The sequence below is a fragment of the Gilliamella sp. CG16 genome, assembly GCF_046635785.1.
Lineage (GTDB): Bacteria > Pseudomonadota > Gammaproteobacteria > Enterobacterales > Orbaceae > Gilliamella > Gilliamella apicola_I.
The window spans coordinates 1-24,921 of record NZ_JBIDFL010000016.1 but is presented as its reverse complement, the minus strand read 5'-3'; the positions used below and the strand labels follow the sequence as shown (position 1 = coordinate 24,921).

Below are 24,921 nucleotides of genomic sequence, written 5' to 3'. Positions count from 1 at the left end.
TTATCTAACATTGGCTATTGACGTGCAGCAGGACTGGTTAGCGTACGAGATTTGTGGTTGGGGGATTGATGAGGAGTCGTGGGGTATTGAATATGGAGAATTGCACGGTGATTTATCCGTTCTGACAAACAATGATGAAAGTAGACCGTCGATATGGGAACAAGTCGATCACCTGCGCAGATCAGTTTATAAACGCAAAGACGGGTCTGAACTCCGTATTGCATGCACAGTTATTGACTCCGGTGGATGGTGGACTGACGAGGTTTATGCATACACAAAACCACTAAATAAATTTAGAGTCTATGCAGTTAAAGGTGCATCAACATTTGATAGACCATTGTTGTCCAAACCCTCACGCAACACAAAAAACAAATGTAAATTATTTGTTTTAGGAGTTAGTCAGGGAAAAATTTTGGTTCAAAAACGACTAAAAAAAGACAGTCCGTCTGCCGGTTATTGTCATTTTTCTGATGATGAAAATCGTGGTTATGATTCGCAATATTATGCAGGTCTAACGAGTGAAAAATTAACAATCAATGTAAAAAAAGGAAAGTTGGTACGCGAATGGGTAAAACCCAAGGGTGTTGCAAATGAACCTTTTGATTTACGTGTTTATGCCACTGCTGCAATTCGAATATTAAATCCGGATTGGACGCGGATCGCAAAACGTTCTAATTATGTGAAACGTTCAAACATGAGTGCAACAGTTGAAACGCCACCGGCACATGCCGCAATTGAGCCTCAGGTACCAATCGTTTCAAATAATCAGAAATCAAAAAACAAAATAAAACTCCGAACTGTTAGAAAACGAGGAGGAATATCAATAGGTTAAACTGTATGTCACAAATAGATTTGTCATCAATGACACAACGACAGTTAGCATCTCATATGTTTAATCTGTATTTAAATGCAGAAACTGCTATTCTAGCTGGTGCTCAGTCATATTCTATATCTGGAAAAACAATAACTCGCGCCAATCTCAATGATGTTGTGAAACAGCGTAAATACTGGGAAAACAAACTGGCGTCATTAAACGGTCGCAGTGCTCGAAAATTCAGGACAGTTTACGTGAGGGACTAATGAGATTAATTGAAAAATTTATATCGATCGTTTCCCCGTCCTGGGCAGCGAAACGAACGGCTGATTTAGTTAGAATTCAGGCTGGAGCCTACGTTCGTAATGTTATTCGAGGCGGTAATTCGTATACTGGTGCAACGAATAAACGGTCAATGCAAAATTGGGTGACGAACGGTAATGATGCTAACAGCTCAATGTTGAGTGATTTGCCTATTTTACGAGAGAGATGTCGTGATTTATATAATAACGCACCAGCTGCACGAGGGGCTATTAGCACAATAAACACCAACGTTATCGGGACTGGTCTAATTTTACGCTCCGTGCCCGATATTGAGGTTCTGGGTATTACTGACGAGGAGGCTCAAATCCTCTCCGACACGATTGAGCGTGAATTTCTGTTGTGGGCAAATAGCCAGCTGAGTTGTGATTATACACGCAAATTAAATTTCAACGAAATTCAGCGATTAGTCAGTGTATCTCAACAGGTTTCTGGTGACGTGTTTGTTCTGATGCCGTGGGTTAAACGTCAGGGCTCAATTTACGATATAAAATTACAATTGGTAGAGGCTGATCGTGTTTGTAATCCAAACGATATGCCAGACGATAAACGAATAGCTGGCGGTATTGAATATGACGATAACGGCATACCTGTTGCTATTCACATACGAACACCGCATCCAGGTAATATGCTAGATTTGAGTGCCCCTTCATGGGAGCGAATTGAATACTACGGTGCAAAAACTGGTCGTCGAAATGTTTTGCACGTAATGGAACACGAGCGTATAGATCAGGCAAGGGGTATACCAATTTTAGCTACTGTTATTGAGACGATAAAACAAATTTCAAAATATTCTGAGGCAGAAATAGCCGCTGCGGTAGTTAATGCTCTGCTAGCGGTTTTTATAAAACGACCTCCGCCTAGTGACGATGTGCCAATTGATTATGGCGATGAGGATGAGCCAAAACCGTGGGAAACAAACGACTACACATTAGGCACAGGAACATTTATTGATGGCGCACCAGGTGAGGAATTGCAGGTGGTTAATGCCGCTCGTCCTAGTAACCAATTCGATCCATTTTTTGTTGCAACAATGAAACAGGTTGGCATGGCGCTGGAATTACCATTTGAGATTTTGATTAAACATTTTTCGTCAAGTTACAGCGCCTCCCGAGCGGCATTGCTTGAGGCGTGGAAAATGTTTAGGGTTAAACGTAGTTTTATTATTAGCAATTTTTGCCAGCCAGCGTATGAAGAGTTTCTTACAGAAGCGGTTATTAAAGGGCGTGTAAATGCACCAGGATTTTTGTCTGACCCGGCTATTCGAGCAGCGTATTGTGCTGCCCAATGGGTTGGTCCAACACCAGGACAACTTGATCCAGGTAAAGAATATGAAGCAGCCAATAAAGCTGTCGAATATGGATTTAGTTCACGAACAAGAGCCACCGCTGAGTTAAACGGTCAGGATTTTGAGAGTGTAATCAAAGAGAAGGCAAGGGAGGAGGCGTTGATGCGTAGTTTAAACGTTAGTTTGAACACGTCAACATTTCAACCGATCGCCCAATCAGAAAAAAATGATGATGAGGATGATAATGAACAGTGAATAAGAAAAAACAATGCCGTAGGGTTTTATCATTTATAGATAAAACTCCGTGGGCTATTAGGCCCGATGCGTTAGAAAAAATTATATCAATAGCAAGCCGCACATACTCAGATCCTCAATTAGTTTCATTAATAAAATCAGAACGATCATTATCAGTAATAAATAATGACGATATTACAGATATTGCTGTTATTGATGTAATTGGTCCAATTTTTACTCGTGCGGATCTGTTCTCAGATGTTAGCGGTGCGACATCAATAGAGATGCTCGAACGTCAATTGGATGATGCGTTATACGATGATTCAATTAGAGCTATTGTTTTGCGAATAGATTCACCTGGTGGAGAGGTTACAGGAACGCATGAACTAGCTAATTATATTGACGAGGCGTGCGAATTAAAACCGATCATAGCATACGTTCAGGGCGCAGCATGTTCTGCTGCGTATTGGATAGCGTCAGCAACAGGTCGTATTTACGCAGATAAAACAGCCACTCTCGGTAGTATTGGTGTTGTCGCAACATGGACAGACGATAGCGCAGCTAGGGCTGCGGCAGGATTAACTGATTACGAGGTTGTTTCGTCTCAATCTCCAAATAAACGGCTAGATCCAACGCGAGATGACGGTCGAGCTGAATTACAAAAACAGATTGACGGATTAGCGGATATATTTATCGATGACGTTGCAGCATTTAGAGATGTTACGCGAGATAAAGTTATGTCCAATTTCGGTCAGGGTGGAATTTTTTTAGCTGATGAGGCGGTGATGATTGGAATGGCTGATGAGGTCAGTAATTTCCGCGATGTAATAGCAAAACTATCAACAGAAAATACTAACAATATTAATGGAGTACCTAATATGGGTGTTAAAGCAAAACGAGATAAACAAAACTTTTCGTTGAAAGCGTCTGGCCGAGCGTCAGAAGACGACGAATTAGATAAACAAGGCGCGGATGACATTGAAGACGATCGACAGTCAGCAGATGAAGATGAGAAAGATTTAGATGCTGAAGATGACGATAACGATAAGCTCGACGAATCAGACGATGATGATTTCGAAGATGAAAAAAAGGACGATGACGAAGAGAGTCCAGCAGCTAAAAAAGCAATTAATGCGCTAGCTCGTAAACAGCCAAATCTTTATCGTGCAATCATTAAACGCGGTGCTCGTCGCGAACGAAACAGAATCGCTAGTATCGACGATTTGAACATCGTCGGCCATAACAAACTAATTCGTAGTGCTAAGTATCATCAGCAATTAACAGCAGAACAAACATCGTATGCGGTTCTGAGAGCTGAACAACAGCAACGCTCAAAACTATCAGATGGTTATGCTGCTGATGCAGGTTACAGAGTACCTGTATCAACGGGAACCGCCTCTAAAGAGGCAATGTCCGATGAAAAATCGTTCCTGCAAAATGTGGCCGCGGGCGCAAGAGCTTTATTGAACGGAGGTAAACGATAATGCAAAAATTAGATGAATTTAAACCAGACAATCTGATTGCTGGTTACATGCATCAAACAACTGAACAGGTTTTTTTAAAATCTGGTTTTGTTTACAAACGAGGCTCAGTATTAGCAAAAACACCGACCGGAGAATGTACGTTAGTTGACAGTTCTAATGCTGACACCAACGAGGTTTACGGAATTTTAGCTCACGATGTTGACACAACTAATTCCGCTCAGACCTCTCGTATATTTGGTGTCGTTTATCTCTCTGGGGAATTCAATAAACGAGAATTGATTTTTGGCGGTAACGATACGCTCGAACAGCATATCGATGCCGCACGCAAACAAGGGATTTATTTTGTTGACACATCAGCAACAACAACTAACGACTAAATAGGAAATAAAATGTCAGAAAACAGTATTTATAAACCGCGGCTATTAGTTGCTGCGTTAGAACAAATTTTTGTGCCGCGTCGATTTTTATTAGACACATTTTTTCACACAGTTAAAACATTTATAACTGAAAAAGTTGATATTGATATCAAACAAGGTAACCGCGATATTGCTGCATATGTCCACCCTCTATCAAAAGGGCGGCTGGTTGAAAATGCAGGGTTTCAAACTAAAACAGTTGCCCCCTGCTACACAAAAGAAATTAAAAGCATTAGATCAAACGACACTGTTACAAGAACTTTTGGTGAGGATTACACTAAACCACTAACCCCGACCCAACGAGAGCAACGTTTACTAGGTGAACGATTATTTGACCTAGATTCTCGAATAGTTCGACTAGAGGAGGTTATGGCCGCTCAGGCTCTAATAAAAGGTGAAATTTTTGTTAAAGGGCAGGATGGAGATTTTAAAATAGATCTGGGCTATACACAGGGTCGTCAAAAAATATTCCTGTCAGGAGATAAATGTTGGGATCGAGGGGGTGACCCGATGTTCGATCTCGATGACTGGTCTGATAAAATTGGTGAGCGAACAGGCATGTCCCCAACAATTATAATTTGCGGTAAAAGAGCCGTCCGCGCAATTATTGATAATGAAAAAATTCAGAAACGGCTAGATATTCTAAACTATCATGTTGGTGAAATTAATATTCAGCAAAATCAACAATTAGCAGATCAGGGGGTTAGATTTCATGGTTACCTAGCTCCGTCCAACATACCTATTTTCTCATACAATGAAACATTTACCGATCCAGTAACAGGTAATACCACCCCATTGATACCTGATGACGCTGTGCTCGTCGGTTGCAAATCAGCTGGTTGTCAAATGCTATATGGCATGATTCAAAATTTACACTCGTTACAGGCAATGCCGAGATTTCCTCATTCGTGGCTGGAACAGGACGGCAGCGCTCGTTATATTCAACTAGAATCGGCACCGCTACCTAATCTGTATCAGGTCGACGCATTTATTAGCGCGCGAGTGTTGTCTAATTAGCAAATTTAAAGTGGGGACATGACCCCACCTTTAAGGATTTTTATGTCTAAAAAATATATAAAATTAATTGGCCCCGTTTTTCATAATAACGACGAATATCCAGCTGACACAGTTTTAGCTATACCGGAATATATTACTGAACAGGAGGCTGAACGATTAATCCGTCTCGGCGCGGCCGAAACTTGTGTGCCATTCGTTACAGAAAATAGTAACAACAACCCAACAAATCAAAATAATTCAAATAATATTTTGTTAGTAGCTGAAATGACCAAAAAGGCGTGCCAGACAGAATTAACAGCAGCAGGGATTGTTTTTGATAAAAAATCGAATTTAGCCGAATTACAAAAATTAGTTTTAAAATTGAGAGAGACAATAGAAAATAATACTCCCGCTGATATTAGCGCATTACCACGTGGCGAGCTAGAATCAGAATTAACAGCACGCGCAATCGAATTCACAGCAGAACAAGATGACGAATTAGGTGATGAGTAATTTTAAACAACAGCTGCAATTGGACAATGCAAACGTGTTTTTTAACAAAAATGAGTTTGCATTTTCGATTCAGTGGAACGGCTACCCGTTGACGGTTGTTGACGAAACACCAACTGAATCAACCCAGTTCACTCACGGTATTGAATCAGAAACCGTTATTTATCGTTGTGATATTAACTCATTGTCGCCTGCGCCGACATCGCGCGAACGCGTTAACATCGACGGACAGATGTGGCGAGTTGCATCAGTTCAAAAGCTAACAAATGATTTAGTTATTCGATTAGAGCGATTAACGTCATGATAACGATGAAAATTGACGCTGGTCAGTCACGAATTAGCAGTTCAGTTTTAAAAAAGCTGGGAAAAAATACTGATAAAGTATTGGCTGATGCAACTAATCGTGCGTTAGCTGGGATGCGCACAGACGGTACAAAGTTAATAGTCAAAGAAAGCGGAATCGTACGAAAAAAAGTTTTTTCGGCATTTACTATTATCAAGGCAAGAGCTTCAGGGCAAACGCATAATGCGCGTGTCGAAATCACGGGTAATCCTATCGGTTTAGCTAAATTTAAATACAAATTTAAAAAACCAAAAAAAAGCAAAAAAGGATTATCTTTAGGTAGTTTATCGGTCAGTCTAGGTCAAAAAACTATCACTTTTCAGCACGCATTCGTTGCGACGATGAAATCAGGACATGTCGGAATTTTTGAACGACAACGGGGTGTTTTAACGTCATCTGGACGTGAAAAACTGCAGGAATTGTTTGGGCCGTCAATACCGCAATTTGCCGGTCGGAAACATATCACTGATACTGTTCAGTCTAAGGCACAAGAACGGTTTGCAACACGATTTAATCAACAAATGGAACGATGGCTCAATAAAACGGGGGCTAGATAATGTCATCATATTTATTAATCGACGAATTAAAAACACGATTAAATGATGAGCTGGACACGTGGTATCTGGAGCATCCAGATGTAAATCAATCACATCGAGCTAAACCTAATATCATGATCGGTCAGCTGCCCGCCAAAATGGGGTCAATGCCGACAAACGCAGGAACTCAACAAAAAACCGACAGCGATGTACCGTTTATTTTAATTCGTCCATTAGAGATTTCGTTATCTAATGATGAGCCGTGTCAGCAAATTATTAACATTGCAATTATTTGTGGCATTCATGTTTCAGATAGTTACGAAAAATACGAACGAGGAATCGAAGAGGTCGTTAATTTAATTGATAGAATCGCTCTATTTATTAAAAAATATCAATTTTGGGGTAAAAATTATTTTTATCACGATGATGAAATTAGATCAACATTCGGTTTGCCAAAATCCATCGACCCCTATGAGGCGGGTCTACAGGCTGATGCGCCGTATTTTGCTGCTGTTGCTATCACTACGTTTCAGCGAAAAATTAACGTTCCTAAAACAGAACTAAATCAAACTTTTTCATAGAGGTTTTTATGTCTCAAAAAATTTATTTGGGTCCGACAATGTCGGGTCAGGGCATCACTATAACTACAGGTTCAATATTTAACGGATCAACATCGCCAGAAATCGCAACACGGCAACAGAGCGATGCCAATTTTGCAGCATTGTTTGTTTCTATTGATGACGTGGCAGAGTCCAGAACAGGTATTCGCAACGGTAATACATTTTTAGCAGAGTGCTATAAAAATGTTTATCAGAATTATATTAACGGTAAAAAAGGAGTTAACTAATGTCTTTCTATCATGGTGTTGAAGTTAAGCAAATTCCAACTTCAATCATTCCTGCTCGACAAATATCTGCCTCGATTCCTGTTTTTATCGGCTGTGCTCCAATTCATCGTTTATCAGATCAATCACAAGCTGCCAAAAACGGCGATGTGGTTTTGTGTCATAATAATGCCGCAGCCGCACGCGCACTCGGTTATACACAAAACGACGATTTCGAAAAATGGGGATTATCAGAGGCTGCATACGTTATGTTCGTGTTGTACGCCTGTGCGCCTGTGGTGTTTATAAATATATTCGACCCCGCAGTTCACAAAAAAACCGTCACAGACGAAACGGTAACGCTAGACGATCTGACAGGTCAATTAGCCAACAACGATTTGATCCAGTGTGTTTTAACAACAGCTGACGGAATTGAGTGCGTCGAGGGTATTGATTATTCGCTGAATAAAATTACTGGGAAAATCAGTATATCAAAAACAGGCCAATTAAAAACAGCGACGTCCGTCAACGTCACGTACACGTACGCTGCGCCCGAACTGGTCACAGTAAACGAGTGTATTGGTGGTGTTGATTTTAATACTGGCAAAACAACAGGTATTCAGCTCGTCGATCGTGTTTTTTCTCAGTATCGAGTTTTACCTGGCGTTATTTGTGCACCTGGATTTAGCGATAATCCGGCTGTTGCAGCAATCATGGCAACTAAATCTGGCTCAATTAACGGCATTTTTAGAGCCGTTGCTGTTGCTGATTTACCTCAGTCATTAACTGATTATTCTCGTGTCCCTGAATACAAAATTAAAAATAATCTAGTTCAGGAAGATTTAATAATTTGTTGGCCACGCGCGGTATTTAATAATCAAATTATCAGGTTATCAACGTTGTGTGCAGGTGTTATTGCTGACACTGACGCTAATCACGATGATGTGCCATACGCAAGCCCGTCAAATAAATTACTGCAGATGCAAGCGGCTACTGCTGACAACGTTAATGAGCTATGGCTCGATCTAGAGGAGGCAAATTATTTAAACTCAAACGGAATTGTCACAGCGTTAAATTTTATTGGCGGATGGAAATTATGGGGCAATAGAACAGCGTGTTTTCCTGATGTTACCGACATTAAAGACACCATGATTCCTAATCGTCGAATGTTTGGCTGGTACGGTAATCAACTGATTTTAACGTGGTGGCAAAAAGTAGACGAGCCTATTGGCCACAGACTAGCTCAAACAATCATGAACAGTGAGCAAATTAATCTAAATAGCTACACAGCAAAAGGCTACATACTCGGAGGACGTATCGAGTTTTTAGAGAGCGAAAACAGTACATTAGATTTAATGGACGGAATGGTTCAATTTCACATTAACTGGGGTACGCAGTCGCCGGCTGAACGAATTAAATTCAGCCTAGAATACGACCCAGACTACATTTCAACATTATTTGGGTAATAAAAATGGCCACAATTAATTATAAAATTTATAGAGATGGGCACGATTTTCTCGGTACCACTCAGCACGACGCCCCAGCAATTTCAGCCGTTGTTGCAGAAATGAGGGGCGCGGGAATAGGTGGATCTGTTGAGGTCCCTGTAAAATCACTGGTTCAGCCTATGTCGATGACATTGACGTTTAACAATGTTACACCGCAAATTCACAAAATTCTAACGCAATCGGCCCAGCATATTGAACTGTGGGGGGCAATTCAGGATACCGACCCCAAAACGGGGCAATTGATCGTCCGGCAACACAAATTGGTTTATCGGGCAATACCCAAAACCAACACGATAGGTAAATTCGTTCCGGGCGAATTTCAGGAACGCTCGATCGAATTTTCGGTTCTGTATTATCGTGAAATTTACGACGGTCAGGACGTAATTGAAATTGATCCACTGAATTCTATATATCGAATCAACGGAGCAGACGAAAATTCAGACGTCCGCAGCGCAATAGGGCTGTAATTTTTTAAATATTAAATAGGAATGTATATGAGCAACACAACAACAAAAAACGATGTGGTAAAATACGAATTAACCACCCCAGTTACTGTAAACGGTATTTGTTACACAGCAATTGAACTCGATTTTTACAGCCTCAACGGCAACGATATCACGACAGCCGAATTTGAAATAGCCAAATCGGGCCAAATTGTGGCGGGGTTGGCGGAATTCAATAAAACGTACCTGATGCACATATCAGCGCGTGCAGCCAAAATTCCGTTTGAGGCGCTGAATCAATTTTCAATTAGGGATCTCAGCGCAATCACCAGGGAGACCCAAAATTTTTTGATGTCGTAGTGGGTCGAATTTCAGCTGACGATGTCATAACCGCAGTTATAGCATTATCACGTGCAAATAAAACGGGTCACGATTTTTATTTGCAGCTCCCACTCCTCCAGCTAATTCGTTGGATTTCCGTGACCAACAGAATCGACAAACAAACAGCTAAATCAGGGTGATAGAAAATAAATGTCAAAATCGTCTAATTTGTCTCTGTCCTGGGTGATGAGAGGCCGCACAGACCGGACACTGATCGCTGCAACTAAACAGGCGTCTCAGCAGATAGAAAATGTGAAACGCGCCGCGGACAAATTAAACGCGCGTTTTAGTGGGCTAGCTGGTCCTGCCCAAAAATTCAAAAAAACACTGTTGACTGGGTTGGCTGGTATCGCCCCTGCGCTGCTATTGATAGCCAAAAACACAGCGGAATCTGGCAACAATTTTGATAAAATGTCTCAAAAATCTGGTTTATCCGCACAAACCCTCAGTCAGTGGTGTCACGCTGCCAATATGAGCTGCGTATCCACCGACACGTTTCGCACGAATTTATTGAAACTGAATCAGCAAATTGCGCTGGCGGCCTCGGGCAACAAAAATGCCGAGCTGGCGTTCAAACGTGCAGGGGTCTCTATTCGTGACAGTGCGGGCAAATTGAAATCGGCCGATCAAATAATGTTGGAGATGTCGGACACGTTTAAAAAAATGCCGGAGGGCGTATACAAATCAAGTCTGGCCGTCGCCGTATTCGGCAAATCTGGTGCGGATATGATCCCGCTGTTACAGAACGGCAGTACGGCTATAAAAAATTTAATCCAACAATCAGACGAGTTAGGCGTAACGTTCAGCCAGGCAGACGCAGCAGCGAGTGCGGAATTTTGTGATAATTTAGATTTACTGAAAAAATCAATTATTGGGGTAAAAAATACAATTGGAAAACAGCTAATACCGATTATCAGCCCGCTGTTAAAATCGTTTGCCCAGTGGATCAGTGCTAACCGCGAGCTAATCGCCACTAAATTTGCGGACTGGTTAAATAAATTGAGATCGTCCCTACCTGAAATTAAAAAATTTTTGGCGGGCGTTTTTAGTGGGATTTCCTCGTTTGCTGCCGGTGTGGATACGGCAGTTAGTGCGACGGGGGGCTGGTTGCCTGTACTGAAACGCGCAACAGCATTTATTGTAACACTGCAGGCCATTAAATTTGCGAAATGGATCCATTCGACCGCAACCGCCGCGCTGGTTCTAGGCAAATCGTTTAGGGCATTGATTCCAATCGTTATAAAATTCGGACTGGCGTTAATGGCAAATCCTATCGGAATGATTATCACAGCGATCGGATTATTAATTGGCGCAGGATATGCATTGTACAAAAATTGGGATAAGGTTGTGGCGTTTTTAAAAAATATGTGGAGCGGTCTGAAAACGTTTTTTTCCGAAAAATTCGATAGCATAAAATCGTTGTTTGATGACGGATTTATCAACGGAATTCTAAATTTATGTAAAAAATTTAATCCTGTGTCGTGGATTATGGGCGCGATCGACGGGATATTTAAATATTTTACCGGCGTCAGCCTAATTGACGAGGGGAAAAAATTTATCCAGTCGTTTGCTGACGGTATTGTGAACACGTGGAAATCGATTAAAAAATACGTGATAGACACGTTCACTGGCTGGATACCCGACTGGTTAAAATCGGGTTTTAAAAAAACCGGTATTGACGTAGACCTCATCCGCAGAGACGCTGGTATTGACGACAACGTAGATGCGCACCACGCGAACGGCGCTATTGTCCGTCAACGGCAAATTGCCGAGATCGGCGAGGACGGCCCTGAGGCCATCATCCCGCTAACAAAACCCGCTCGTGGGAAAAAATTATTAATTGAATCTGCCCGGATAATGGGGCTGAATTTAAATAATCAAAACCAGGGCAATAAATTCGGTCAGTTAGTTGGTGAATTGTCGTCGCGAACGCCCGGCGGCTCATCCACCTCGTTTAGTCCAACATTTTCACCTACAATTACCGTAAATTCAAACGCATCAGACGACGATCTGATTAAAAAATTGCACCAGTTAATTGCTAGTGAGCGCGTGGAATTTGAAAAACAATTTAACAATTATTTGTATCAGCGTAAACGAATAGGGGTGTTCTGATGATCTGGACCTACCGCACCAGACAGGGTGACACGTGGGATATTTTGGCGCACGATATTTACGGCAGTGAAAAATTAATGTCATTATTAATTTCGGCAAACCCCGCTCACGCGAATACAATAATTTTCACTGCCGGCATTCAGTTAGTTATTCCAGAAACACCTCGCGTCAACAGTAATTCAATGAGGGCCCCGTGGGATGATTAATAATGATAAATTTGTTAATTTTGTTAATAATGCCGCGCGGAAAACACGTCTAATATTAACGTACGACAGCGTCGATATAACACACGATATATCCAATTTTATTGTGTCGTTTTCGTTTACCGAACGGGCGAAAAACGGCGAATCAGACGATCTGAATATAACTGTTGAAAATTCAACTGGAATTTGGTCAAACGACTGGTTCCCTGAACGAGGGGCGACACTACACGCACAGATAATTACCGAAAACTGGAATCAGCCCAACGACTATCACGTTCTCGACTGTGGCAGTTTTGAAATTGACGATTTAACCGACAGTGGCCCAGCGTCGATATTTTCAATTGGGGCACTATCAGTGGGTATTACGTCGAATATTCGTGGCGAATTGCACAGTCAGGCATGGGAAAATTTCAAATTGTCTACACTGGTTGCCGAATTTGCTGGCAGGCACAGTTTTAGTGTTTTTTTTGACAGCGATTACGATCCGGTTATTGATCGATTTGACCAAAAAAACGAGTCGGACCTCGAATTTCTGTTAAAAATCGCAGAATACGTTGGTGTTAACGTCAGGCTCTCGCACGGAAAAATCATCGTGTACCAGGATCGACTGTACGACGCCAAAATGATTTCGTTGACACTAACAAAAAACACGGACGGGTATATAAACCACTCATTTCGTGCGTCGAGTGCCGATATTTATTCAGCGTGTCAGGTTCAATTTTTGGATAGCAGATCTGGAAAATTGGTTACGTATCAGTACGCACCAAACGGGCGATCGGGTGTAATGGGGTCGAGCGAATCGTCAGGCGGTGGCACAAAAATAGACCCAGAAACTCGAATGGTAATAAATCGCCCGAAACCCAATCCAAATAATGAAATTACAGCCCCAAAAACTGGAAAAATTCTGAAAATTAACCAGCGATGCAGCAGTTTAGCTGAGGCGGAAAACCTAGCCAAATCGTGCCTCAGGCGGAAAAATTCTCGTGAGATCACCGGAACACTGACGTACGTTGGAAATTTGTATTTACGCGCGGGGCTAACAATCGGTGTTAGCGGATTTGGAGTCTGGGACTGTAGTACGTGGGTTATTGAGGAGGTTCAACACTCGTGGTCAGTTTCGGGCGGGCTAACAACATCAATATCAATCAGGGGTATTTTAGGTTACTAGATGAGCAATTCAATTTTATCTGAATTAAAACAATTAATTCGCTGGGGCGTAATTGTCTCAGTTAATAAAAACAACACCGCACGCGTACAGTTTTCTGATATTGATAATATCGTGTCGTATGATCTACATATTTTGGTTAGCAATTCCAACAAAAATCGATATCAGGCCCCCCCAGATGTCGGCTGTAATGCATTGTGTATTATGATGCCGACAGGGAACAGCGCCGGATTTATTGTTGGTACGTTTTACAACGAAAAAAATCCAGCTCCGATAGATTCTCTCGATAACGCTGTGAACTGGACGTTCCAGGACGGCACTGTTTTAAATTACAACACCGCAACTAGCACGTTAACTGCGGACGTGAGCGGCCCAGTTGAAATTAAAACAACATCTACGGCGATTGTTGACGCAGCCACGTCTGCAACAGTTGTGTGCCCCGATATTCAGTTAGCGGGAAACGTGACAATTACCGGAAATTTGACAGTCGTGGCAGGTGGTGAGGTTGTGGCACAAATTAGTTCTAAAAATATGACAATAACGGGCCAAATAACGTCAACTAACGATATTTTAATTACCGACGGCAATTTGTCAGTTAGGGGTAACGTGTCAGCTACTGGTAAAATTTCGGGGTCAAATATATGATTGTGAGTAACTCCAATCAATTTAATTTTAACGATTTTGGTCTCTCGTTCGGAATTGGGGCGTACGGGGATATTGTTTTTACAGTTAGTGCTAAAAATATCAAAACGTTTGACGAACTATCTCGACGTTCGGCAGCTCGTTTTGCGGATCACGAGGTTGCCGGGAAAAAACCAGTCTCCGAATTCACAGGGGAAACACTAGACGAGATCACGTTTAATATTCAACTGAACCGAACGTACGCTGCACCAGAACGGGATCTGGCGTTATTGAACAAAATAAAATCGTCCGGATCAGCAAACAGATTGATTATAGGGTCTCGCAATCTGGGGATATTTACGTTACGTGAATTTGAGGAAAATCTGACACACGTCGGGAAAAACGGCAAAATTTTATTTGCCGAGGTTACTCTAACACTGACAGAACACGTCGCTGTTTTTTCAAATAACGCGTCGACCGCACTGCGAGAGGACGAGATTATGAGGAGCGAAACCGGTCGGGGTGGACCACGGCGATTACCAGGATCGCCTCCCCCGTCAACCGACAGACCACTAACACCAGTCAGCGAGGAGGATAACAGTGACGAATAGTTTAGTAGTTTCTGCTGACGACAGCAATATACAAATTGGTGCACGAGGGCGTGACGAAATTGTACAGAATATTCGGCTGATTTTAACAACAATTCGTGGAACACTATATTTAGATCGCAATTTTGGTTTAAATCCTGATTTAATTGATACCCCGCAACTACAGGCAATGGTCAAATATCGGGAGGAAATTATAAATCAAATTGAGAAACACGAGCCGCGTGTCAACGTTGTTGAAATTGATTTTACTACAAATCAAAACGACTCAATGAGCGGAGTGTTAACACCCGTTGTCAGGGTTGAAATTAAAAACGGGGTATTGCTATGACGTCATACAATGAATTGATGCGTCTGGACGACGTGAATTTCACCGATACTGACGCAAAAAAAATTGAACAACAGATTATCGACGATTATCAGCGAATTGCCAAAACAGTGCTGTATCCGGGTGATCCTGTTAGGTTATTTCTAACGACATTGGCGTATCGAATTGCACATGAACGCAACATTTACAATATTGCAGCACAGCAAACACTGCTACGATATGCAACAGGACCTCATTTAGATCATATCGGCGCTATGTTGGCAACGTATCGTAGGAATAAATCGTTTGCGGGTTGTGTTGTTGAATTTTCAATAAATCAGCAATTAGAATTTGACGTTGTTGTTCCAGCAGGAACGCGTGTTACCAGTGACGGTGTGGCAATTTTTGAAACACTCGCAGAAATTAAAATCAGATCAGGATCGTTATCAGCGTCGGTTAACGTTCAGTGTCAAACAGCAGGGAATCAATTTAATAATATTGAGACGGGCCAGATTGATAAATTTGTGGACCCAGTCGCGTATATAACAGACGTTAAAAATATCACAAAAACCACTGGCGGCGCAGATATCGAAAACGACACAGCGTATCGAGAACGAATCGCGTTAGCACCGGAAAATTTTTCAGTTGCTGGCCCGAAACTCGCGTATCGATATCACGCGCTATCAGCTCACCAAAATATTATTGACGTTTCAGTGGAACGCACGAGTCCGGGCGTTGTTCGAGTCAGTGTTTTATTAACTAACGGAACAATTCCGGCAGTTGATTCGACTGAAATAGCGTTAGTAAAAAAAATATTGAACGACGACGAAATCAGACCGTTAACCGACACAGTTGACGTCGAGCCGGCTGTTTCTGTAAATCAAAATTACTCGATTACCTGGTATCTATCAGACACTAATTTATCACAGCAATCAATCGTTGCTAAAAATATCGAACGAGCGATTGCTGAATACGAATTCTGGCAGTCAACAAAAATGGGTCGAGATATAAACCCTGATGAATTGATTCATCGATGCAAATCAGCTGGAGCAAAACGAATTGAAATAACCGGAATGAATTATCGCGTATTAGCTGATAACGAGGTTTGTTCGTTTGTTGAAAATCAAAACCGTATTAATTTTGGCGGTACCGAATCTGAATAAAAAATAGGAATTATATGTCTAGCATTTCACTAAATGAAATGCGGTTTAATGACATGCTGCCGAGCAGCGTTAATCATGATAAAACAATTCAAAATATCAGCCAATCAATAGACGCCCACATAAAACAAACTGAGCACGATTTTTTAAATGTTGGTATCTATTCACAAATAGATACCGTCGAAGAACCTCTGTTGTCTACGCTGGCATGGCATTTTTCGTTAACTCATGAATGGCTGTGGAAATTAGCAGAATCATTAACTGCAAAACGCGAGTTATTAAAAATCGCGACAAAATTACATCAAAAAAAAGGAACTCCGTGGGCTGTCCGCAACATTATCCGCGTTCTTGGTTTTGGTGAGGTTGATATTATCGAGGGAGTGGGAATTCGCTATCGTGACGGCTCTCACAATCGAAATGGATATAAAAATCACGGTGGTTTTAGTTTGACGTGGCCGTGTTATAGCATAATTTTTCATGAACCGATCACTAATGATTTAGCAGAATTATTAAAACGCGCAATTCCGGAATATGCTCCGGAACGCTGTCAATTAGTTAAATTGGATTATCGAGCAGCAGCGATGCGTCATAATGGAAAAATAGAACATAGAAACGGGATTTACAATAGAGGTGAAATAGCAAATGGCTAATGTAAAAGAAAACGAAAAATGGGAACCAGGTATTTATCAGTTGGAAACAACAGACCCGGTCATGGGTGGAGAAGACGGTATTGATAATTTGCAAGCAAAACAGTTGGCTAATCGAACCAGTTATTTAAAAAAACAGATTGAAAATGTTTCTAAATTAATTCCAACCGTGCCAGTTCAGAGCGTCAACGGCAAAATAGGCGACGTTCAGCTGTCCGCAGCCGATTTTGACGCACTAACAGAACAGCAACTGTTGGAGAATTTTTTACCGGCGCAGAAACAGCTCAACAAAAACTCAGCCGTCTACGATGTTGTCGATTTAGTTAAATTTCAACAACGTCCCGTATTTAATAATTCGGGGGTAATAACACTGGGCGATTATAGATATGACCTAAACAACGGCGGGGTAGTTTTACGACGAGCTGACGGGCTAATTATTCAAAAATTTACAGCCAATTACAATGAGAGTCACGGAGAGACCGGAACAGTCGTTTCGCTACCTGTAACGTTCCCGACAGTGTTTTATTTTGCGATCGCCGGTGACGCGTACAGCGGGTGTCACACAACCAGCGCAATCCCTAATTCGACCTCGTCTGTACGAATTTGGGGTAAAACCGGCAACAACTACACACAATCGTCAGTCCAGATAGTCGCCATTGGGAGATAAAAAATGACCATATTTTTCAATTCAATTACCAACGGGTTTTACGATTCTAATATCAGCGAAATACCAGAAAATTCAATTGAGATCACCGCGGAACACCATAAAAATCTATTGGAACTACAGTCTGCTGGGTATGCTATACGCACGGACGAACACGGTAATCCCATTGCAACGAAACCCGTTTTAACCCCTGAGGAAATTACCGCAAAAAATAAATTAGAAAAACAAAAATTACTGGAAACTGCTAACAAAAAAATAGAGATTTTACAGGATATAATTGATCTCAATATGTGTGAGGGGGGCGAGGCTGATCAATTGAAATTGTGGAAACGGTACAGGGTACTGTTAACGCGCGTTGACGTTAACAGTGCTGATGTTGATGTTGATTTTCCGCTCCCACCGAATTAACGTTTATTTTAGTACTGGTGGTAGTGTCTATATTTGGGTTTTTTTGATAATTTTTGTAGTATCGAAACAATAAAATTGGATTTAGGGCGTTTTTCCAGTTCGTACAATTTCTGCCGGTAGCGTTCTCGATCAGCAACAACCAGTTTTCGATCACCCTCTAACGCGGAGTCGCATTTATCACGGTCGTTAGTTTCTATTAGATGCGGCAGGGTGGCGTAAATTTTTACGTCACCGCAGGTTCTGAAAATTTCGAACATATCAGCCTCGTATCTGATAGGCATTAGAAAATCAATCATTTTTTGAGCGGTTTTTAACGTGATAATATAGCCAGTTGCGCGAATAGCCTTAGCTATTGGGAAAACATCAAAATCGCCAAGTTTTATTTTTTTATTTTTTGCGTATTCGACGTCACCAGTTAGCAAAAAAATTCCGTTTTTTGGTTTTTTTTCGAACGCACTCATAAAATCAACTGTTCTACTATCGAGGACGGCGTCGTCCTCGATAATTAGTGCGTAGGGCAGTCGTCTATTTATTATTTCCCTGTACACACCTATGTGGCTCAGCGCACAGCCCATTTCGCCACGCGTCAAAAAACAATTTTTATAGTCGTAAACGTTGCTGCGTATAAAATCCTCGTCCAATTCACGTCCGTCAATCGCTGTAAAAATTTCAAAATCTAATTTTAAATTTTTACATAAATTAGTAATTCTATTCCGCCTACCGGTAGATCGGTTCAAATTTATTACAAATATTTTCATCAATTAACAATTCTCAATTACAATTTACAATATCAATAATTGTTAAATATATAATTAATTCAATTAATTGACAATATAATAATTTGACAAAACCTATTATAAACGATCATTATTTGTTACCAGGTATTACAAAATCGACGTCCGCGTTACACGCGTCCAAATATTTAAAAATTGTTTTTATATTGGCATGATCTGGGTTATTTTCAATTCGACTGATATTTGACGGCGACACGTCTAACTGTGCAGCCAAATCGGTTTGTGTAAAACCCGCTCGTTCACGCGCCTGAATTAGAAACTCCCTCAATTTCCACGTTTTTTGTGATTCGTTATAGGCGGCTCTCGCCTCCGGGCTAGCCAAAACTTTTGCTTTGAGTTCCTCGAACGTCGTGCTGTGTTTTTTTCTAGTTGTCATTTTCAATCATCTCCTGTAGTCGGGTTCTGGCAATTTTTAGGGCGTTAGCAGGCGTTTTGTTCGTTTTTTTGACAAACGCATGTAACAAAAAAATCGTTTTCGAATGTTGGTATGCATACAGAGTTCGAGCTATATTATTGCGTTCAATAACCCTAATTTCAAATAATCCGCCTCCCAACGATTTGCTGTGCGGCATTCTGAGCTGTCCAATCGTTTGTAATTTTTCAATCAAATCGATTGTTTTCCCCTGTAATTCCGCAGGTAGCCCCATTATTTCAGCCTCTAAATCGTCGTGCAAAACTATTCTAAACATTTCGGTATCCCTATATCATTTTTTATAATTATATTAAATATGATATTTTTGTCAACAAAAAAATATCAAAAAAATAAAAAATATCAAATTTGATAAAAATATCAAATTTGATACAAAAAACACTGGACATTGAATTTCACCAGAGTTACTGTGTAGTCACTGAAACGAAATAAACAAAACAGGAGAAAAAATGAACGTTAACGAATTTGATAAAAAATTAGCAGAAATTACAAAAAAAATAGATTCCGCGGCTGACGCAATCCAATCGTTATGCGACGATTTTAGTAACGACAGTGGTTTAGCGGCTCGATTAGTAGAAAAATTTTTATTAGAAAATTTGGCCACATTGAGAGCAGCAGGGGTAAAAATCGAGGAATTGAAATTTTATAATTCAGCGGAATAATTTACGGACGTAATTAGGAGAGAATGATGAGCAAATTAACACTATTAAACGAAATCAGACGCGACGTAGAGAGCGCCAACAGCCGCCGTAGCAATAATGTGACATGGAAAAATTGGGTCGCCGACGACATTTTTTCAGCCTACAACGTTAGTTGTAAAACGATTAAATCGATTATTGAGCGCGCAATCAAAACCGACGGGCAATCGCTCGATAGTGATATAAAACAGATAGAACAAAACCAATAAAGCCCCAAGGGGGCTTTATTTCTTTATTTATTGTGCAATTTAACCCTGCACCGGTCAGTCAAATTTTTTCCCACCTCCATCAATTTCGCTATATCATCGTTAAAAATGTCTCCGTTCGGTGTTTCCAGCGTGTTCTGAATGACGTTCATCAGGGCGTGTAGTTGCCCCAATTTATTGTCAATAGGCTCGATTTTTACATTATTTGTTGTTATATTTTTCGTTGTGTTGTTGTTGACGTCTGTCATGGTTTTTTTTCTCCGGTTCTATATCTATATCAGTGTATTTCGTTATAGCGTACTAGATATCGCGTTTTAAATTTTGGCACACCTCGCACAGTGCGACAGCCTACGCAATTTCCAGTCGAAATTTTGTTATCGATTCACCGTTTTGTGTTCCATGTTTGATTTTTAATAGCAGCTGGTGAAATTATTGTAATTTTTGTTCCAGTAATTCAAAACGGGCGTTAAATGAATTTTTATACACCATAGAACGCCTCCGTTTTTATTCGTGCAGAAAAAAACAAAACATAATTTCTAGCGAACTGCCGTCGTGCCTCCTGCTCGGTGGTTGCAATTGTGGTTAATTTTACTATTGTATTGGACCGATCTATCCGATTAATACCGATAAATTTAAAAATAAACACTGCAACCCTCCTATTTTTGACCAACAATATCGATTGAATCCAATTTATGGCACGGTTTTACTGAATTTATCAGTTCGTCGTCGGTCAAATTTTCTATTGACGTTATTTCACTGTTAACAGTGTTCAGGATCTCGTCAATCGATTCGCGTTTACGTATTGCGTGTGCAATAATGCGCCGCTCACACTGTTTTATTGTCGAGGTATATTTAGTTAAAATTGCGTTTATTCTGTTGCACTCGCTGGCTATTATTGGCAGGTGTCGAACATCAAAATCGGCTGGGGACGGTGTCCCAGTGACGTATCGAATAGCAAACCAAATCGCCGCATTAGCCGCTCGGCTGAAATTGAATTGCTCAGATATTCTGTGGATTTTGTGTGTCAAATCTCTCATTTGTGAGGCGGTCAATTTGACCGTCTCGGGCTGATTAATAACTATTGAATATATTACGGTCTAGAGGTTACATATAGCTCATTTTTTATATATTCGTAATCCTCAGTAACCCATAAATCCCGCGATTTTTCACCGTTCATATATAAAATACAGGTTTTTAATTTACTATTAACAGAATTAATCGATTTAATTTTGATAACGCTGTTTGTGTTTAATATTATTTTCCCGTCAGACGTTGTTAGCTCTATAAAATTGCTCATTTGAGACTCCTATTTGTTTTTGTATCATCAGTCGATTGAATTAGTTTTTTTATGGCTTCACACGGTTCACGAACTAGCATAAAATTGATTAGGTTATCAATATTTTTTAAACAAATAACAGTAACCAATTCGCCACGCCGCCGGCTCCTCTCTAACGACGAAAAATTGTTTACGTTGTACGCAGATAAATTAATTTTTGTATCGTACGGCGTCAACTCTATAAAACTATTTGTTAATTTTTCTATTGATTTTTTTACTGTTTCGTACATTTCCTCAGCAAAAAATATATTTATTGATCGCCCCGGTTCTCTGATATAAATCGCAGTCAATTTTTTGTTGTTTTTCTCGAATTCGTGAAACGAAATTACGTCGTCAATATTCAGATTGATTTGTGTTTTTGTATCAATTTGATTTAATGTTATAAACTCGTTCATTTTTTATATCCCTAATTTTTTATTCAACACAGACTGCTGGTAGTTCATTTCTAGCTATCAACATCAATTTGTTGTGCTCTATCGCTACGTAAACAGCAGGTTCATTATCGTCAATCCTCATTTTTGTAACGTAATAACGTTCCTGTTGTTCTGGTTCGATATCAGATTCTAAAATATAGTCGACAAATTCATCAGGTTTTCTATTCGGATATAAATCAATAAAACCGGCGGCCAAATTAACTTGAGGTATTTTTTTTATTTCTGAGTTGTAGCTCCCGCCGATAAATAAAGTGTTAATTTTTGTTTTCATGGTTGTCCCCTCCGTGATTGATTTGATGAGGAGGAATTAATTTTACATTATGAAAATATTGGGTACACGACGGGTCGTAACCGTCCGGTATCCTGGACACCAGAATGATTTTTCCCTCGTCATACGGATAACGAGTTGCATTGTATAGCTCTCCGGATTTTATACCCAGCGTTTCATCGTCGCGTAGAATTTCAACAACAAACATTTTTATCTCCTTTTAGTGGTTTTTTAGTTATTTATTTTTTTCTAATATTTCTTCAATTTGTTTTATTAGTTCGTCTGGCACATTTTTTAGCGAAAACGTAACTATATTGTTTCCGTATTTTGCAGTGATTCCGTCACTAAATATACGTTTAGTTGGTTGTTCTGGTAGTGGCTGTACGGATTCGAATTTTTTAAAAATCTCATCGGTTGTGAGTTCATTTTTATGTTTTATTATTTCGTTCGCGGTCATCAGTAGAGCGTCAGCATGTTGTTGATATAATTTTGCCAGTCGTACGCCAGCACGCAGACTAATTTCATTCGGCGTTTTAAAACATCTAATCATTTCTATTGGTAGCGTTGCTGTCTCTATATAGTTTCTAACTGTTTTTCTGTCCAATTTCAGATCGTCGGCTAGGTGGGTTAAATTGTCACAAAATTCATTGCGCAGACGCCGACTGTATTTCACGCCCAACTCGTATGCGCTAGGTTGTTGGTATTCGTTACCGGTTTCAGACAAATGGTCCATTTCTCGATCAGTTAGATCACCAACCAGCACAGTGTAACTCCGTTTTGTGATAATCGCTGCCATACGACGCCGACTACCGTCAGCTATCTCTATAACCCCGTTTATCTCCCGTCCAATAGCTGGGTACTGTTGGCCTGATTCAGTCATTGTTGGAATAATATCAGCCAGAGAGACCTCATCGAGTAATTCCTGCAATCTGACGTTATCCAAATATACTGTTGTTTTTTTATCAACAAATTTAGCGTCAATTTTTTTACAGGTTAACGTCACGTCTCGCCCGAGTACAGATAAAACAATGGTATTACCTGGTGCAATATTTGCAGCCCGTCGTGACAGATTTGCAACAGTTGGCGTGGTGTTGCGACTAACGGCTGTTGTTGCTGTTTGTTCAGTATTGTCAAAATTAATTTTTGGTGTGCGCTTCATGTTATAGTCCCCATCGAGGTTTTACTAATTTATTTAATATTTCGTTTGCCACTGGCTCCCAAATCAAAACCGCGTTTTTCCATGCTGATGACGTGCTGCGTTGGTCGGCTGCCTGTTCAAATATGGTCCTCATCCTAACCTGTCCCTTACCGACCTCGTCAGTTGTTCGAACTATTTCACTCAGCACCATTTCACCCCACGAACCTCTTATTTGTTCCAACATCCATTCGCTCTGGCTACCCGTTGCGTTGCTGTATTTTGTTACTAACACTCGAACGTCGGGCTCAAAACCACCTAAATCTATATTGCTCATTACGTCATTTAGCATAGTGAAAAATTGGTACGAGCTAACATAGTCGTAGAGCTCTGCTGGTGTTGGTACAATAATTACATCTGCTGCACAAACTAAATTTACAGTACCAACCCCCAACGTCGGTGCGCTATCTATAATAATAATATCGTAATTGTTCCAAATCGTTTCAATTCCTGCACGCAGTAGTAGATGTGGATCTGTGTTAAGTTTTCCCTCATCGTGATTTATATATACCTCACTCTCAATTCTATGCAATTCAAGACACGATGGTATAATGTCGAGTTGTGGCCAGCACGTGGGCTTTATTGCATACGCTAGGTTATTTTTCTCACCCAACATAAACGGCAATACAGTGTCATCACCAGTTATGTGCAATTCAGGAACATAGCCATGATATAACGACGCAGTGGCTTGCGGGTCCATATCGATAATTAATGTACGATAGCCCTGCAGTGCGTACGATTGAGCAATATGGACGCTCGACGATGTTTTGTACGCACCACCTTTATTAACTGAAACCGAAATAACAACCGGTTCACTATCGGCGGGGCGAGTAGGTCGAGTACTAAAAATCTCACGCATATTATCGATTTGATAAATTGTATAACCCGCTCGTCTGGCAATGCTCCCAGCCCTTATTGTGTCGGGTTTCGGCAACTTTCCTACCTCTTCAGCGGTTCTTATTGTTGGTTCAGATACACCCGCTAGAATAGCCGCTTCTTTTATACCGAATCGACGAGTTATGACGCGCGATTCAGGGGCATCACTACCAAATTGCGCTCTGGCTATTTGCGTGGTCATTATCTGACCACGTTGCACACACAGCTCTAAAGCTTCTTTTAATGACATAAAACCTCCTAATTTTTAATTTTGCCTATTTTAACCTATTTTGCCTATAAAAAACAAAACAACACAAAATAAGCAAAGTTTTTTTATTGTGATTTTTTAATTATAATTTTTTGAATTTGTAACATTTACGAGAGTTACAAAAATATTATTTAAAAACAATATATTAATTTAATTTGTTTTTATTGTTACATTTTTATAAATCATCGTTACAAATATAAAAAATATATTTTTTTTAATTCCGTTTCATGTTTCGCTCATAGGGAACATATTTACGGAATGATTTAATAATATAGGGTACACATTTAAATGTCAATACAAAAGGGAACATATTTTTAAATTATTTTAATTAAAGGTAACATATTAACCGTTATCACACTTATTAGGTAACAGCTTAATTAATAAAACGCGCGTTTTATTAATTAAGCTGTTACCTAATAAGTGTGAT

General features: G+C 40.3%; 35 protein-coding genes and 1 pseudogene. 26 read left to right on the top strand and 10 right to left on the bottom strand.

Annotated features, from left to right (window positions below; genetic code table 11):
* The 24 genes and pseudogenes from ACGH47_RS11140 to ACGH47_RS11025 form a co-directional block, all read left to right on the top strand.
* Positions 1-832 (top strand): terminase gpA endonuclease subunit (locus ACGH47_RS11140; RefSeq protein WP_411623444.1); only part of this gene is annotated, 832 nt, incomplete at its 5' end.
* A 5-nt stretch (positions 833-837) separates the two neighbouring features.
* A complete protein-coding gene (locus ACGH47_RS11135; RefSeq protein ID WP_411623443.1) occupies positions 838-1,080 on the top strand; it encodes a DUF6148 family protein in 243 nt (80 codons plus the stop codon).
* Positions 1,080-2,678 carry a phage portal protein gene (locus tag ACGH47_RS11130; protein ID WP_411623442.1) on the top strand — a complete coding sequence of 533 codons (1,599 nt, stop codon included), beginning with the start codon at positions 1,080-1,082 and terminating at the stop codon, positions 2,676-2,678. The genes ACGH47_RS11135 and ACGH47_RS11130 overlap by 1 nt, the downstream gene beginning before the upstream one ends.
* Positions 2,675-4,141, top strand: a complete 1,467-nt coding sequence (locus ACGH47_RS11125; RefSeq protein ID WP_411623441.1) for a S49 family peptidase — start codon at positions 2,675-2,677, stop codon at positions 4,139-4,141. The genes ACGH47_RS11130 and ACGH47_RS11125 overlap by 4 nt, the downstream gene beginning before the upstream one ends.
* Entirely contained in the window at positions 4,141-4,518 is a 378-nt protein-coding gene (locus ACGH47_RS11120) for a head decoration protein (RefSeq protein ID WP_411623440.1), read from the top strand. Before ACGH47_RS11125 ends, ACGH47_RS11120 begins: the two co-directional genes overlap by 1 nt.
* A 12-nt stretch (positions 4,519-4,530) precedes the next feature.
* Complete coding sequence (locus ACGH47_RS11115; protein WP_411623439.1) at positions 4,531-5,574, top strand: major capsid protein; 1,044 nt, start codon at positions 4,531-4,533, stop codon at positions 5,572-5,574.
* Positions 5,575-5,616: 42 nt separating this feature from the next.
* Positions 5,617-6,066 (top strand): hypothetical protein, encoded by a 450-nt coding sequence (locus ACGH47_RS11110; protein ID WP_411623438.1) that lies wholly within the window; start codon positions 5,617-5,619, stop codon positions 6,064-6,066.
* Complete coding sequence (locus tag ACGH47_RS11105; RefSeq protein WP_411623437.1) at positions 6,059-6,367, top strand: hypothetical protein; 309 nt, start codon at positions 6,059-6,061, stop codon at positions 6,365-6,367. The genes ACGH47_RS11110 and ACGH47_RS11105 overlap by 8 nt, the downstream gene beginning before the upstream one ends.
* A 5-nt stretch (positions 6,368-6,372) precedes the next feature.
* On the top strand, positions 6,373-6,963 hold the full coding sequence (locus ACGH47_RS11100) for a phage tail protein (RefSeq protein WP_411623436.1): 591 nt from the start codon (positions 6,373-6,375) through the stop codon (positions 6,961-6,963).
* Positions 6,963-7,523, top strand: coding sequence for a hypothetical protein (locus ACGH47_RS11095; RefSeq protein WP_411623435.1), 561 nt, complete (start codon positions 6,963-6,965; stop codon positions 7,521-7,523). Before ACGH47_RS11100 ends, ACGH47_RS11095 begins: the two co-directional genes overlap by 1 nt.
* A 38-nt stretch (positions 7,524-7,561) precedes the next feature.
* Positions 7,562-7,789, top strand: a complete 228-nt coding sequence (locus tag ACGH47_RS11090; protein ID WP_411623434.1) for a hypothetical protein — start codon at positions 7,562-7,564, stop codon at positions 7,787-7,789.
* Entirely contained in the window at positions 7,789-9,231 is a 1,443-nt protein-coding gene (locus tag ACGH47_RS11085) for a phage tail sheath family protein (RefSeq protein WP_411623433.1), read from the top strand. Before ACGH47_RS11090 ends, ACGH47_RS11085 begins: the two co-directional genes overlap by 1 nt.
* 5 nt (positions 9,232-9,236) lie before the next feature.
* The gene (locus tag ACGH47_RS11080) at positions 9,237-9,740 is read left to right on the top strand and encodes a phage major tail tube protein (RefSeq protein WP_411623432.1); all 504 of its coding nucleotides are present in this window, start codon (positions 9,237-9,239) and stop codon (positions 9,738-9,740) included.
* 27 nt (positions 9,741-9,767) lie between these two features.
* Positions 9,768-10,076: a phage tail assembly protein gene (locus ACGH47_RS11075; RefSeq protein ID WP_411623431.1), complete on the top strand. Its 309-nt coding sequence runs from the start codon at positions 9,768-9,770 to the stop codon at positions 10,074-10,076.
* Positions 10,077-10,247: 171 nt separating this feature from the next.
* The gene (locus tag ACGH47_RS11070; RefSeq protein ID WP_411623430.1) at positions 10,248-12,209 is read left to right on the top strand and encodes a hypothetical protein; all 1,962 of its coding nucleotides are present in this window, start codon (positions 10,248-10,250) and stop codon (positions 12,207-12,209) included.
* Complete coding sequence (locus tag ACGH47_RS11065) at positions 12,209-12,415, top strand: tail protein X (RefSeq protein WP_411623429.1); 207 nt, start codon at positions 12,209-12,211, stop codon at positions 12,413-12,415. The genes ACGH47_RS11070 and ACGH47_RS11065 overlap by 1 nt, the downstream gene beginning before the upstream one ends.
* Positions 12,408-13,580 (top strand): phage late control D family protein, encoded by a 1,173-nt coding sequence (locus ACGH47_RS11060; RefSeq protein ID WP_411623428.1) that lies wholly within the window; start codon positions 12,408-12,410, stop codon positions 13,578-13,580. The genes ACGH47_RS11065 and ACGH47_RS11060 overlap by 8 nt, the downstream gene beginning before the upstream one ends.
* Positions 13,581-14,222 (top strand): phage baseplate assembly protein V, encoded by a 642-nt coding sequence (locus ACGH47_RS11055; protein WP_411623427.1) that lies wholly within the window; start codon positions 13,581-13,583, stop codon positions 14,220-14,222.
* Positions 14,219-14,635, top strand: a pseudogene (locus ACGH47_RS11050) (phage tail protein); the annotation flags it as partial. The gene ACGH47_RS11055 and the pseudogene ACGH47_RS11050, both read left to right, overlap by 4 nt.
* Before the next feature lie 163 nt (positions 14,636-14,798).
* Positions 14,799-15,134: a GPW/gp25 family protein gene (locus ACGH47_RS11045; protein WP_411623426.1), complete on the top strand. Its 336-nt coding sequence runs from the start codon at positions 14,799-14,801 to the stop codon at positions 15,132-15,134.
* Positions 15,131-16,273 (top strand): baseplate J/gp47 family protein, encoded by a 1,143-nt coding sequence (locus ACGH47_RS11040; protein ID WP_411623425.1) that lies wholly within the window; start codon positions 15,131-15,133, stop codon positions 16,271-16,273. Before ACGH47_RS11045 ends, ACGH47_RS11040 begins: the two co-directional genes overlap by 4 nt.
* 14 nt (positions 16,274-16,287) lie before the next feature.
* Positions 16,288-16,920 (top strand): phage tail protein I, encoded by a 633-nt coding sequence (locus ACGH47_RS11035; RefSeq protein ID WP_411623424.1) that lies wholly within the window; start codon positions 16,288-16,290, stop codon positions 16,918-16,920.
* The gene (locus ACGH47_RS11030) at positions 16,913-17,584 is read left to right on the top strand and encodes a hypothetical protein (RefSeq protein WP_411623462.1); all 672 of its coding nucleotides are present in this window, start codon (positions 16,913-16,915) and stop codon (positions 17,582-17,584) included. The genes ACGH47_RS11035 and ACGH47_RS11030 overlap by 8 nt, the downstream gene beginning before the upstream one ends.
* A gap of 3 nt (positions 17,585-17,587) precedes the next feature.
* The gene (locus tag ACGH47_RS11025; protein WP_411623423.1) at positions 17,588-17,989 is read left to right on the top strand and encodes a tail fiber assembly protein; all 402 of its coding nucleotides are present in this window, start codon (positions 17,588-17,590) and stop codon (positions 17,987-17,989) included.
* 8 nt (positions 17,990-17,997) lie between these two features.
* Here the strand turns inward: ACGH47_RS11025 and ACGH47_RS11020 are convergent, their stop codons facing one another.
* The 3 genes from ACGH47_RS11020 to ACGH47_RS11010 all read right to left on the bottom strand — a co-directional run bounded on the left by ACGH47_RS11020 (position 17,998) and on the right by ACGH47_RS11010 (position 19,472).
* Complete coding sequence (locus ACGH47_RS11020; protein ID WP_411623422.1) at positions 17,998-18,747, bottom strand: glycosyltransferase family 25 protein; 750 nt, start codon at positions 18,745-18,747, stop codon at positions 17,998-18,000.
* 109 nt (positions 18,748-18,856) lie between these two features.
* Positions 18,857-19,159, bottom strand: coding sequence for a helix-turn-helix domain-containing protein (locus tag ACGH47_RS11015; RefSeq protein ID WP_411623421.1), 303 nt, complete (start codon positions 19,157-19,159; stop codon positions 18,857-18,859).
* A complete protein-coding gene (locus ACGH47_RS11010) occupies positions 19,149-19,472 on the bottom strand; it encodes a type II toxin-antitoxin system RelE/ParE family toxin (protein WP_411623420.1) in 324 nt (107 codons plus the stop codon). Before ACGH47_RS11010 ends, ACGH47_RS11015 begins: the two co-directional genes overlap by 11 nt.
* Positions 19,473-19,662: 190 nt before the next feature.
* Between ACGH47_RS11010 and ACGH47_RS11005 the strand changes: the two genes are divergently transcribed.
* The gene (locus tag ACGH47_RS11005) at positions 19,663-19,875 is read left to right on the top strand and encodes a hypothetical protein (protein WP_411623419.1); all 213 of its coding nucleotides are present in this window, start codon (positions 19,663-19,665) and stop codon (positions 19,873-19,875) included.
* 26 nt (positions 19,876-19,901) lie between these two features.
* A complete protein-coding gene (locus ACGH47_RS11000) occupies positions 19,902-20,120 on the top strand; it encodes a hypothetical protein (protein WP_411623418.1) in 219 nt (72 codons plus the stop codon).
* Between the two features lie 475 nt (positions 20,121-20,595).
* On the opposite strand, the gene ACGH47_RS10995 is transcribed toward ACGH47_RS11000, so the two are convergent.
* The 7 genes from ACGH47_RS10995 to ACGH47_RS10965 form a co-directional block, all read right to left on the bottom strand.
* A complete protein-coding gene (locus ACGH47_RS10995; RefSeq protein WP_411623417.1) occupies positions 20,596-20,763 on the bottom strand; it encodes a host cell division inhibitor Icd-like protein in 168 nt (55 codons plus the stop codon).
* Between the two features lie 10 nt (positions 20,764-20,773).
* On the bottom strand, positions 20,774-21,145 hold the full coding sequence (locus tag ACGH47_RS10990) for a hypothetical protein (protein ID WP_411623416.1): 372 nt from the start codon (positions 21,143-21,145) through the stop codon (positions 20,774-20,776).
* Between the two features lie 265 nt (positions 21,146-21,410).
* On the bottom strand, positions 21,411-21,848 hold the full coding sequence (locus ACGH47_RS10985; protein WP_411623415.1) for a hypothetical protein: 438 nt from the start codon (positions 21,846-21,848) through the stop codon (positions 21,411-21,413).
* 19 nt (positions 21,849-21,867) lie between these two features.
* On the bottom strand, positions 21,868-22,158 hold the full coding sequence (locus ACGH47_RS10980) for a hypothetical protein (RefSeq protein ID WP_411623414.1): 291 nt from the start codon (positions 22,156-22,158) through the stop codon (positions 21,868-21,870).
* Positions 22,142-22,363, bottom strand: coding sequence for a hypothetical protein (locus ACGH47_RS10975; protein WP_411623413.1), 222 nt, complete (start codon positions 22,361-22,363; stop codon positions 22,142-22,144). Before ACGH47_RS10975 ends, ACGH47_RS10980 begins: the two co-directional genes overlap by 17 nt.
* Before the next feature lie 27 nt (positions 22,364-22,390).
* Positions 22,391-23,314 carry a ParB/RepB/Spo0J family plasmid partition protein gene (locus tag ACGH47_RS10970; RefSeq protein WP_411623412.1) on the bottom strand — a complete coding sequence of 308 codons (924 nt, stop codon included), beginning with the start codon at positions 23,312-23,314 and terminating at the stop codon, positions 22,391-22,393.
* Between the two features lies 1 nt (position 23,315).
* Positions 23,316-24,476 (bottom strand): AAA family ATPase, encoded by a 1,161-nt coding sequence (locus tag ACGH47_RS10965; RefSeq protein ID WP_411623411.1) that lies wholly within the window; start codon positions 24,474-24,476, stop codon positions 23,316-23,318.
* Positions 24,477-24,921: the final 445 nt, after the last annotated feature.

Excerpts from the sequence above, each read along its gene's own strand:
- ACGH47_RS10985 (WP_411623415.1), bottom strand. The coding sequence starts at position 21,848 with ATGAACGAGTTTATAACATTAAATCAAATTGATACAAAAACACAAATC.
- ACGH47_RS11030 (WP_411623462.1), top strand. The coding sequence starts at position 16,913 with ATGGCTAATGTAAAAGAAAACGAAAAATGGGAACCAGGTATTTATCAG.
- ACGH47_RS10975 (WP_411623413.1), bottom strand. The coding sequence starts at position 22,363 with ATGTTTGTTGTTGAAATTCTACGCGACGATGAAACGCTGGGTATAAAA.
- ACGH47_RS11020 (WP_411623422.1), bottom strand. The coding sequence starts at position 18,747 with ATGAAAATATTTGTAATAAATTTGAACCGATCTACCGGTAGGCGGAAT.
- ACGH47_RS11005 (WP_411623419.1), top strand. The coding sequence starts at position 19,663 with ATGAACGTTAACGAATTTGATAAAAAATTAGCAGAAATTACAAAAAAA.
- ACGH47_RS11025 (WP_411623423.1), top strand. The coding sequence starts at position 17,588 with ATGACCATATTTTTCAATTCAATTACCAACGGGTTTTACGATTCTAAT.
- ACGH47_RS11000 (WP_411623418.1), top strand. The coding sequence starts at position 19,902 with ATGAGCAAATTAACACTATTAAACGAAATCAGACGCGACGTAGAGAGC.
- ACGH47_RS11070 (WP_411623430.1), top strand. The coding sequence starts at position 10,248 with ATGTCAAAATCGTCTAATTTGTCTCTGTCCTGGGTGATGAGAGGCCGC.
- ACGH47_RS11080 (WP_411623432.1), top strand. The coding sequence starts at position 9,237 with ATGGCCACAATTAATTATAAAATTTATAGAGATGGGCACGATTTTCTC.
- ACGH47_RS11075 (WP_411623431.1), top strand. The coding sequence starts at position 9,768 with ATGAGCAACACAACAACAAAAAACGATGTGGTAAAATACGAATTAACC.
- ACGH47_RS11035 (WP_411623424.1), top strand. The coding sequence starts at position 16,288 with ATGTCTAGCATTTCACTAAATGAAATGCGGTTTAATGACATGCTGCCG.
- ACGH47_RS11095 (WP_411623435.1), top strand. The coding sequence starts at position 6,963 with ATGTCATCATATTTATTAATCGACGAATTAAAAACACGATTAAATGAT.
- ACGH47_RS11055 (WP_411623427.1), top strand. The coding sequence starts at position 13,581 with ATGAGCAATTCAATTTTATCTGAATTAAAACAATTAATTCGCTGGGGC.
- ACGH47_RS11090 (WP_411623434.1), top strand. The coding sequence starts at position 7,562 with ATGTCGGGTCAGGGCATCACTATAACTACAGGTTCAATATTTAACGGA.
- ACGH47_RS11085 (WP_411623433.1), top strand. The coding sequence starts at position 7,789 with ATGTCTTTCTATCATGGTGTTGAAGTTAAGCAAATTCCAACTTCAATC.
- ACGH47_RS10970 (WP_411623412.1), bottom strand. The coding sequence starts at position 23,314 with ATGAAGCGCACACCAAAAATTAATTTTGACAATACTGAACAAACAGCA.
- ACGH47_RS10965 (WP_411623411.1), bottom strand. The coding sequence starts at position 24,476 with ATGTCATTAAAAGAAGCTTTAGAGCTGTGTGTGCAACGTGGTCAGATA.
- ACGH47_RS11115 (WP_411623439.1), top strand. The coding sequence starts at position 4,531 with ATGTCAGAAAACAGTATTTATAAACCGCGGCTATTAGTTGCTGCGTTA.
- ACGH47_RS11105 (WP_411623437.1), top strand. The coding sequence starts at position 6,059 with ATGAGTAATTTTAAACAACAGCTGCAATTGGACAATGCAAACGTGTTT.
- ACGH47_RS11040 (WP_411623425.1), top strand. The coding sequence starts at position 15,131 with ATGACGTCATACAATGAATTGATGCGTCTGGACGACGTGAATTTCACC.
- ACGH47_RS11130 (WP_411623442.1), top strand. The coding sequence starts at position 1,080 with ATGAGATTAATTGAAAAATTTATATCGATCGTTTCCCCGTCCTGGGCA.
- ACGH47_RS11110 (WP_411623438.1), top strand. The coding sequence starts at position 5,617 with ATGTCTAAAAAATATATAAAATTAATTGGCCCCGTTTTTCATAATAAC.
- ACGH47_RS11010 (WP_411623420.1), bottom strand. The coding sequence starts at position 19,472 with ATGTTTAGAATAGTTTTGCACGACGATTTAGAGGCTGAAATAATGGGG.
- ACGH47_RS11120 (WP_411623440.1), top strand. The coding sequence starts at position 4,141 with ATGCAAAAATTAGATGAATTTAAACCAGACAATCTGATTGCTGGTTAC.
- ACGH47_RS11015 (WP_411623421.1), bottom strand. The coding sequence starts at position 19,159 with ATGACAACTAGAAAAAAACACAGCACGACGTTCGAGGAACTCAAAGCA.
- ACGH47_RS10980 (WP_411623414.1), bottom strand. The coding sequence starts at position 22,158 with ATGAAAACAAAAATTAACACTTTATTTATCGGCGGGAGCTACAACTCA.
- ACGH47_RS11065 (WP_411623429.1), top strand. The coding sequence starts at position 12,209 with ATGATCTGGACCTACCGCACCAGACAGGGTGACACGTGGGATATTTTG.
- ACGH47_RS11135 (WP_411623443.1), top strand. The coding sequence starts at position 838 with ATGTCACAAATAGATTTGTCATCAATGACACAACGACAGTTAGCATCT.
- ACGH47_RS11060 (WP_411623428.1), top strand. The coding sequence starts at position 12,408 with ATGATTAATAATGATAAATTTGTTAATTTTGTTAATAATGCCGCGCGG.
- ACGH47_RS11100 (WP_411623436.1), top strand. The coding sequence starts at position 6,373 with ATGAAAATTGACGCTGGTCAGTCACGAATTAGCAGTTCAGTTTTAAAA.